This window comes from Nocardioides pakistanensis (assembly GCF_054781215.1).
The window spans coordinates 91,527-99,697 of the sequence record NZ_BAAGUV010000056.1; the positions used below are offsets into that span (position 1 = coordinate 91,527).

Sequence of the window (8,171 nt, forward strand, 5' to 3'; positions counted from 1 at the left end):
CTACTTGCGGCCCTTGCCGCGGCCCGGCTTGGCCTTGCTCGACGCGCTCCCGACGCCGGCGGTCGAGGTGATGAACTCGTGGATCGACGGGTTGTTCACCTCGCCGTACACGCCCGGGAACAGCGGGGTGGCGCAGCCCAGGCCGTAGGACACGATCCCGACCTGCACCTGGCGGCCATCGGCGAGAGTGCCGAACAGCGGGCCGCCCGAGTCGCCCTGGCAGGAGTCGCCGAGCAGCGTCTCGGCGCAGATCTCGGACTCGGCCTGGAAGCCCATCAGCCCGTTGGTGACGCAGTCGGCGTCGGCGACCGCCTCGACGTCGACGGCCTTCATCTGGGCGGGGATGGTGGGCGACATGAAGAACTCGGTGCCCCAGCCCGCGACCGTGAGCGCCGCGCCGCTCTGCTCGAGGCTCTCGTCACCGAGCGGGACCAGCTCGATCGCGGGCACGTCCATCGGCGCGGTGGTGTGGATCAGCGCGGCGTCGAAGGTCCCGGTCGCCTCGTAGTCGGGGTGCACGACCACCCGGTCCGCGGTGAGCGTCTGTCCTCCGGCGGCGTCGAGGTTGGTGCGCCCGACGGTGACCTGGATGTCGGCCGGGTCAGTGTCGACCATGCAGTGTGCCGCGGTGAGCACCCACTGCGGCGCGATCACGGACCCGCCGCAGAAGTGGCCGGCGGTGCCCTCGGACCCGGCGGTCTGGATCGACGCCATGAACCCGAACTCCCCGTCCTCGACCTGGCGGCCACCGACGATCGCCTCGGCCGGGACCAGCCCGAGGGAGGCGAGGAGGAGGCCGGTGGCGGCGAGGGTGGCACCCAGGCGTGCGGTGAGTCGGCGGGTGAGAGTCATCGGAGTCCCTTTCAGGCAGCGGCGCGGCCCCGAGCCGCGCTCACGCAGTGCAACGACGCCGGGTTGCCGGCGTTACGCCGGGCCGAGAACCGTCTGCACGCGACGGCGCCCGGTGAGGGCCCCTCACCGGGCGCCGTCGGGTGACGCGGTCCCGCTCAGGCGCGCGTCATGGGTGGTTCGTGCCAGTGCATGACCCCCGAGTGGTCGACCAGCTCCAGCGCGAACACGACGAGGATCGATGCCATGAAGGCCGCCAGCAGCACCTCGGCTGCGCCGGTCTCGGCGAACGCGAGCGCCACGAGCCCCAGAGCCAGCGACACCGCTGCCACGGTCGTCTCGACCTTGCCGACCCGGTCGAACTCGTCGCCCATCCTCAGCACCACGTAGGCGGCAGCACCGAGCAGCAGGCCGACCGCGGCCATCCCGCGCGCATCCTCCACGAAGGGCATGTCGCCCTCGATCAGGTAGCCGACGTAGGGCACCGCGATCGCCAGCACGAGGATCGTCGCGACCAGGTCACGAAGCGTCAGTCTCATCGAGTACACCTCCTCCTCTCACTGCTGCCAGCCTGCTCGCGCCGAGGAGGTGCTGCCAGTGCCGGACGTCCCCAACCGGACAGCGCCGTGCGCCGGCCGACGGGTCACGCGTCGTAGTCGAGGTGCAGCTTCTCCGAGGTCGGGTGCGCCTGGCAGGTCAGCACGTAGCCGCGTTCGACCTCGCCCGGTTCGAGCGCCCAGTTGGTGTCCATCTCGACCGAACCCTCGACCACCTTCGCCCGGCAGGTCCCGCACACACCGCCCTTGCACGCGAACGGGGCGTCTGCCCGCACCGTGAGCGCGGCGTCGAGCACCGGCGGCCCGTCGGACGCCAGCCTGAACGTCGAGCGCCGCCCGTCGAGGCTGATCGTCACCTCGCTGCCGCCGGCGTCCGCGCCGCCCGCGTCGACAGGGGTACGACGGGCACGCGGCCGGGTCTCGACGTGGAACACCTCGGCGTGCACCGACCGCTTGTCCACGCCCTCGGCGACGAGCTGCTTGCGCAGTGCCCCGACGAGGTCGTAGGGCCCGCACAGGAACCACTCGTCGACGTCGGCCGGCGGGATCAGCGTGTCGAGCAGCCGCTGCATGCGCGGCACGTCGAGCCGTCCGGAGAACAGCTCGACCTCCTGCGGCTCGCGGGAGAGCACGTGGATCAGCTGGAACCGGTCGGGGTAGCGGTCCTTGAGATCCTCGACCTCCTCGAGGAACATCACCGACGCGTGCGTGCGGTTGGCGTAGACCAGGGTCACGTGCGAGCGCGGCTCGACCTCGAGCGTGGTCGCCACGATCGACAGGATCGGCGTGATGCCCGACCCGGCGGCGACACAGACGTAGCGCTTGGCGTTGTCGGGATCGAGGTCGGTGAAGAACCGCCCACTCGGGGTCATCACGTCGATCACGTCACCGGCCTGCAACCGCTCGAGCGCGTGCTCGGAGAACGCTCCCCCGGGCAGCCGCTTCACGGCGATCCGCAGCACCCCCGACGACACCGGCGAGCAGATCGAGTAGCTGCGCCGCACGTCGTCGCCGGCGAGCGTCGTACGCAGGTTCACGTGCTGACCCTGGGTGAACGCGTAGTCGGCCTTCAGGTGCTCGGGCACGTCGAAGGTGATCGCCACCGAGTCGGCGGTCACCGGCTCGATCGCCGCGACCCGCAACGGGTGGAAGACCGCATGTCTGCTCACGGGTTCAGAGGTCCTTGAAGTGGTCGAAGGGCTCGCGGCACGCGTTGCAGGCCCACAGGGACTTGCAGGCGGTGGAGCCGAACCGGCTCAGCTCCCGGGTGTCGGGCGAGCCGCACTGGGGGCAGCGCACGGTGAGCCGGAGCGGCACGGCGGCGCCGGGCTCGTGCACCGACGGCGGTGCGATGCCGTGCTCCTCGAGCTTGCGGCGCCCCTCGGCGCTCATCCACTCGGTGGTCCACGCAGGCGACAGCACGACCTGCACCGTCGCATCGGGGCAGCCGGCGGCTGCCAGCGCGGCCACCACGTCGTCGCGGATGGTATCCATCGCCGGGCAGCCGGAGTACGTCGGCGTGATCGTGACGTGCACGTGTCCGTCGTCGCCGACGGTGACGTCGCGCAGGATCCCGAGGTCGGCGATGGTGAGCACCGGGATCTCCGGGTCGGGCACCGCGGCGACGACCCCCCACAGGGCGGGGCTCGGGGTCGAGCGGTTCCCGGCGGTCGAGCGGTTCCCGGTGGTCGAGCTTGTCGAGACCCTCACCACGACGCCCCCGGGTGCGAGCGGGCGAGGTGCTGCATCTCGGCCAGCAGGTAGCCCATCTGCTCGGTGTGGATGCCCCGGCGGCCGCCGGTCACGGCGGGGGGTACGTCGGGCAGGGTCAGCGTCGCCTCCGAGACCACGGCGGCGACCTCGGCCAGCCAGGCCTCGCGGAGGCTGCTCGGGCGCACCGCGACGCCGGCCTCGAGCAGCGCGTCGTCGACGAAGCCGTCGTCGAACAGCTCGTCGACGAACGGCCACTCCGCGTCGAGCCCGGCCTGCATCCGCCGGTGCGACTCGGGGGTGCCGTCGCCGAGCCGGAGCACCCACATCCGGGCGTGCTCGACGTGGTAGCCGGCCTCCTTGACCGCCTTCGCCGCAATCGCCGCGATCGTGGCGTCCGTGCTCGGCTGCAGGGCGGACCACAGCTGCTTCAGATACGCCGTGAGGACGAGCAGCCGCGCCATGGTGACCGCGAAGTCGCCGTTGTCGCGCTCGACGAGGTGCACGTTGAGGAAGTCGCGCTCGTCACGGAAGTAGGCCAACGCGTCCTCGTCACGCCCCCGGCCCTCGAGGGCACCGGCGTGGGCGAGCAGGGCCCGCGCCTGGCCGAGCAGGTCGAGGCCGATGTTGGCCAGCGCCACGTCCTCCTCCAGCACCGGCGCGGAGGCGACCCACTCCCCCAGTCGCTGGGCGGCGACCAGCGTGTCGTCGGCGAGCGCGAGCACGTAGCGGACGTGGGCATCGGTCGTGGTCCCGCCCGCAGGGGCCCCGGTCTCCGCAGACGTCCGGCTCACAGGTGCTCCACGCCCTCGGGAACCTCGTAGAACGTCGGGTGCCGGTAGATCTTGTCGGCTGCCGGGTCGAAGAAGGAGTCCTTCTCGTCGGGGCTCGACGCGCTGATCGCCGCGGCGGGCACCACCCACAGCGAGACGCCCTCCTGCCGACGCGTGTAGAGGTCGCGGGCGTTGTGCAGCGCCATCTGCGCGTCGGCTGCGTGCAGCGAGCCGACGTGGACGTGCGAGAGCCCTCGCCGGGAGCGCACGAACACCTCCCACAGGGGCCATTCGCGCGTCATGCCACCGCTCCCGTCGTACGTGCCTGCTGCTTCTCGGCGTACGCCGCGGCGGCCTCCCGCACCCAGGCACCCTCCTCGTGCGCACGCACCCGGTGCTCGAGCCGCTGCTTGTTGCACGGACCGTTGCCCTTGATCACCTCGAACAGCTCGGTGAAGTCGATCTCACCGAAGTCGTAGTGTCCGCGCTCGTCGTTCCAGCGCAGGTCCGGGTCGGGCAGGGTCAGCCCGAGCGCCTCGGCCTGCGGCACGGTCATGTCCACGAAACGCTGACGAAGCTCGTCGTTGGAGAACCGCTTGATCCCCCAGCGCATCGACTGTGCCGAGTGCGTGGACTTCTCGTCCGGGGGACCGAACATCATCAGGCTCGGCCACCACCAGCGGTTCACCGCGTCCTGGGCCATCGCCTTCTGCGCGGGGGTGCCGTGCGCGAGCGCGTACAGGGCCTCGAACCCTTGCCGCTGGTGGAACGACTCCTCCTTGCAGACCCGCACCATCGCCCGTGCGTAGGGGCCGTAGGAGCAGCGGCACAGCGGCACCTGGTTGACGATCGCGGCGCCGTCGACGAGCCAGCCGATGGCCCCCACGTCGGCCCAGGTCAAGGTCGGGTAGTTGAAGATCGAGGAGTACTTCTGCCGGCCCGCGTGCAGAGCGTCGAGGAGCTCGGAGCGGTCGACGCCGAGGGTCTCGGCGGCGGCGTAGAGGTACAGCCCGTGCCCGGCCTCGTCCTGCACCTTCGCCATCAGGATCGCCTTGCGGCGCAGGCTAGGGGCGCGGGTGATCCAGTTGCCCTCGGGCTGCATCCCGATGATCTCGGAGTGCGCGTGCTGGGCGATCTGCCGGATCAGGGTCCTGCGGTAGCCGTCAGGCATCGCGTCGCGCGGCTCGATCCTGCCGTCGGCGTCGATGACGTCCAAGAAGCCCGGTGGGTCCTCCGTGACGGGGGGCGCGGCGCTCTCGGGCGCGGAGAAGTCGTTGCCGTACATGAGCACACCCTAACAAGGAAGTGTTACAGGTCACACTCACCACGACCGTCGGCGTGTAACACCGCGCAGCCCTGTCAGGATGGGTCCATGAGCTCCTCCCACGGCACCCCGACCGCCGACGTCTCGGTCCGCGTGGCCTGGGCCGACGACGCGGCCGCGATCGCCGGCGTGCAGGTCCGGGCATGGCGCCGGTCGTACGACGGCCTCCTGCCGCCCGACGTACTGGACTCCCTCGACGCCGACCAGTTCACCGCCGCCTGGCAGGCCTCGCTGACCAAGCCCAAGGACGCACGCAACCGGGTGCTCGTCGCGCTCGAGCGCAACACCGTCCGCGGGTTCGCGATCACCTCCCCCTCCGAGGACCCCGACGCCGACCCGGTCGTCGACGGCGAGGTCTCCGAGCTCACCGTCGACCCCGAGCAGACCCGGCACGGGCACGGCTCCCGGCTGCTCCAGGCGTGCGTGGACACGCTCCGCGCGGACAAGTTCCGCCGCGCGGTGGCCTGGCTGAACAGCACCGACGACGCGCGGCGGAGCTTCCTGACCGACGCAGGCTGGGCGCCCGACGGCGCGCACCGCGAGCTCGACCTGCGCGGTGACGGCGAGGTGCTCGTCAAGCAGGTCCGGCTGCACACCGACCTGACCGAGTGAACCGTCGGCTGCCGGCAACCTTTTGCTCGACTCGTTCGTCTGAACAGTCGTAGGCTCGAGATCGGGTCTGCTGACCCGGACGAAACCGGAGGGTGCACAGTGCTGGGACCTCTGCCGAAGTTCTACCGCGTCATCGTCTCCGCCGTCGCGCTGACCGTCTTCATCGGCGCCGGCGCCTGGGCGGCGTTCATGCTCCCCTACCCCGTGCTCGTCGGCGCCGGCGCGAGTGTCGGCCTGGTCGTGGGCGCGGTGATCACCTACCTGCTCGTGCACGCGCCCGAGCCCGCCGCCGAGCCCCGTCGCGTACGCCGGCGCCACCTGCACTAACTTCACGGGGGTGAACCCCACTCCCACCCAACGCGCGATCATCCGCGACGGGGTCGCGGTCGGTGTCGCCACCGGCGCCTACGGGATCTCGTTCGGCGCCATCTCCGTCGCCGCCGGCCTGACGGTCCTGCAGACCTGCGCGCTGTCCCTGCTGGTGTTCACCGGCGCCTCGCAGTTCGCGCTCGTCGGGGTCGTCGCCGCCGGCGGTGCGCCGTTCTCCGGCGCCGTGACCGGCCTGCTGCTCGGCACCCGCAACACCCTCTACGGGCTCCGCCTGGCTCCCCTGCTCGGGTGGACCGGCTGGCGGCGGGCCGGCGCCGCGCACCTGCTGATCGACGAGTCCACCGCGATGTCGGTCACCCGGGAGACGACCGAGGACGCGCGGGTGGGCTTCCTGAGCACGGGCCTGGCGGTGTTCGCGCTGTGGAACCTCGCCACCCTCGGTGGAGCGCTGGCCGGGGAGGCCCTGGGCGACCCGCGCACCTACGGGCTCGACGCCGCGGTCGGCGGCGCCTTCCTGGCGCTGCTGTGGCCACGGCTGCGCGACCGGCACAACCAGGTCACCGCGGTGCTCGCGGTCGCGCTGGCCCTCAGCCTCGTGCCCGCGGCGCCGGCCGGTGTTCCGGTGCTGGCGGCGGCCGTGGTCGCCCTCGGCACGGGGCTGCTGACCCGGCCCGCTCCCGACGCGACCGAGATCCCGGCGCGGGACGACCTGGCCGGTGGGGGTGAGCACCCGTGATGTGGACCGCGATCATCGTCACCGGCGTGGGCGCCTACCTGCTCAAGCTCGCCGGCCTGTCCATCCCCGCCTCGGTGCTCGAGCGGCCGCTGGTGCACCGCGTCGCGGACCTGATGCCGGTCGCCCTGCTCGCTGCTCTGGTGGCCGTGCAGGTCTTCGCCTCGGGTGCGACGCTCACCGTCGATGCTCGCGCCGCCGGCCTGGCGGCAGCCGTCGTCGCGCTGCTGCTGCGCGCGCCGTTCATCGTGGTGGTGCTGGTCGCCGCGCTCACCGCCGCCATCCTCCGTCTGCTCTGATCCCGAGAGTCGACCTGCGAGGATCTCCTCATGACCGCCCCCTCCCCGCGGCGCTTCGCCGGCGTGCTCGCTCACCACGACGGACGCGTTGTGCTCGTCCGGGAAGCGCACTCGCGCTGGGGCGGCGAGTTCTGGAACCTCCCGAGCGGCATGGTCGACGCCCACGAGACACCCGCCGAGGGCGCGGCGCGTGAGCTCGCAGAGGAGGCCGGCCTGCGCGTTCCACCCGGCGCCCTTCGCCTCCGGTCCAGCTCCTCGACGCTGGTCGACGGCCTGACATCGCTGGCCTGGAACTTCGATGTCGTCATCGAACATCCCGCCCTCCGGTCGACGACCCCGACCGCCTCGTGCGAGAGGCCCGCTGGTTCCCCGTCGAGGCGGCCATCGATCTCATACGTGCACTGCCCTACCGGCCGTTGGCCGATCCGGCGGTCGCGGTTCTGACCGGGGCAGCCGCCGCCGACAGCCACTGGCACTTCGCCACCCCCGAACTCGATCCGGTCCTCGGCCTGCGACCCCCGCGGTTCTGACCCGCTGCGAGAGGCGGCCGTCAGGATCTGTGAAACATGCAGCTAAGGCCATCAGGGGTACGTCGCACGCCTGGCACCGGCCGGACGAGGGCCCAGCTGCATGTTCGACGGTCTCGACGCAGGCGCCAGGGGATCTCGATCCGGCCCTGCTGCCGTCGATCGGCAAAGCCGGAGTCGCGAGCGATCTCCGCGCCGGCTCGGCCGCCGAAGCGGCGCGGAGATCCGGGTGGAACACTCGGGGGATGGGCGGCCGACGCGTGGAGTGCGATCTGGGTGTGGCTCGCTCGTGGGGCGCGGGCCCCGAGGTGCTCTTCCTCAGCAACCCACTCGCCGACCCCGTCGGTTGGTCGGCTCCCGTTCGCTCCGACCTGGTCGCGGCGGGATACCGGTGTCGGCGGCCACGAGAAACTGCCCGGAGACGGCCACGAAGCTGCCCGCTGGCGGACATGAGAAC

12 protein-coding genes are annotated in these 8,171 nt (G+C 71.8%); 5 read left to right on the plus strand and 7 right to left on the minus strand.

The window, feature by feature from the left end; genetic code table 11:
- From ACYVIH_RS17905 to paaA, 7 genes are all read right to left on the minus strand, one after another.
- On the minus strand, window positions 1-852 hold the full coding sequence (locus tag ACYVIH_RS17905; protein WP_460870872.1) for a S1 family peptidase: 852 nt from the start codon (window positions 850-852) through the stop codon (window positions 1-3).
- 155 nt (window positions 853-1,007) lie between these two features.
- The gene (locus ACYVIH_RS17910) at window positions 1,008-1,388 is read right to left on the minus strand and encodes a hypothetical protein (RefSeq protein WP_460870873.1); all 381 of its coding nucleotides are present in this window, start codon (window positions 1,386-1,388) and stop codon (window positions 1,008-1,010) included.
- A gap of 104 nt (window positions 1,389-1,492) precedes the next feature.
- Window positions 1,493-2,575 (minus strand): 1,2-phenylacetyl-CoA epoxidase subunit PaaE, encoded by a 1,083-nt coding sequence (gene paaE, locus ACYVIH_RS17915; RefSeq protein ID WP_460870874.1) that lies wholly within the window; start codon window positions 2,573-2,575, stop codon window positions 1,493-1,495.
- A gap of 4 nt (window positions 2,576-2,579) precedes the next feature.
- Window positions 2,580-3,116, minus strand: a complete 537-nt coding sequence (gene paaD, locus ACYVIH_RS17920; RefSeq protein WP_460870875.1) for a 1,2-phenylacetyl-CoA epoxidase subunit PaaD — start codon at window positions 3,114-3,116, stop codon at window positions 2,580-2,582.
- Complete coding sequence (gene paaC, locus ACYVIH_RS17925) at window positions 3,113-3,910, minus strand: 1,2-phenylacetyl-CoA epoxidase subunit PaaC (RefSeq protein ID WP_460870876.1); 798 nt, start codon at window positions 3,908-3,910, stop codon at window positions 3,113-3,115. Before paaC ends, paaD begins: the two co-directional genes overlap by 4 nt.
- Window positions 3,907-4,191, minus strand: a complete 285-nt coding sequence (gene paaB / locus ACYVIH_RS17930; RefSeq protein WP_460870877.1) for a 1,2-phenylacetyl-CoA epoxidase subunit PaaB — start codon at window positions 4,189-4,191, stop codon at window positions 3,907-3,909. The genes paaC and paaB overlap by 4 nt, the downstream gene beginning before the upstream one ends.
- Window positions 4,188-5,174 (minus strand): 1,2-phenylacetyl-CoA epoxidase subunit PaaA, encoded by a 987-nt coding sequence (paaA, locus tag ACYVIH_RS17935; RefSeq protein WP_460870878.1) that lies wholly within the window; start codon window positions 5,172-5,174, stop codon window positions 4,188-4,190. Before paaA ends, paaB begins: the two co-directional genes overlap by 4 nt.
- 87 nt (window positions 5,175-5,261) lie before the next feature.
- On the opposite strand from paaA, the gene ACYVIH_RS17940 reads away from it, so the two are divergent.
- The 5 genes from ACYVIH_RS17940 (at window position 5,262) to ACYVIH_RS17960 (ending at window position 7,631) form a co-directional block, all read left to right on the plus strand.
- Window positions 5,262-5,825, plus strand: coding sequence for a GNAT family N-acetyltransferase (locus tag ACYVIH_RS17940; RefSeq protein ID WP_460870879.1), 564 nt, complete (start codon window positions 5,262-5,264; stop codon window positions 5,823-5,825).
- Between the two features lie 99 nt (window positions 5,826-5,924).
- A complete protein-coding gene (locus ACYVIH_RS17945; protein WP_460870880.1) occupies window positions 5,925-6,152 on the plus strand; it encodes a hypothetical protein in 228 nt (75 codons plus the stop codon).
- Window positions 6,153-6,162: 10 nt separating this feature from the next.
- Window positions 6,163-6,891, plus strand: a complete 729-nt coding sequence (locus tag ACYVIH_RS17950) for an AzlC family ABC transporter permease (RefSeq protein WP_460870881.1) — start codon at window positions 6,163-6,165, stop codon at window positions 6,889-6,891.
- The gene (locus tag ACYVIH_RS17955) at window positions 6,891-7,187 is read left to right on the plus strand and encodes an AzlD domain-containing protein (RefSeq protein ID WP_460870886.1); all 297 of its coding nucleotides are present in this window, start codon (window positions 6,891-6,893) and stop codon (window positions 7,185-7,187) included. The genes ACYVIH_RS17950 and ACYVIH_RS17955 overlap by 1 nt, the downstream gene beginning before the upstream one ends.
- Window positions 7,188-7,217: 30 nt before the next feature.
- Complete coding sequence (locus ACYVIH_RS17960) at window positions 7,218-7,631, plus strand: NUDIX hydrolase (protein ID WP_460870882.1); 414 nt, start codon at window positions 7,218-7,220, stop codon at window positions 7,629-7,631.
- The last annotated feature ends 540 nt before the right edge of the window (window positions 7,632-8,171 follow it).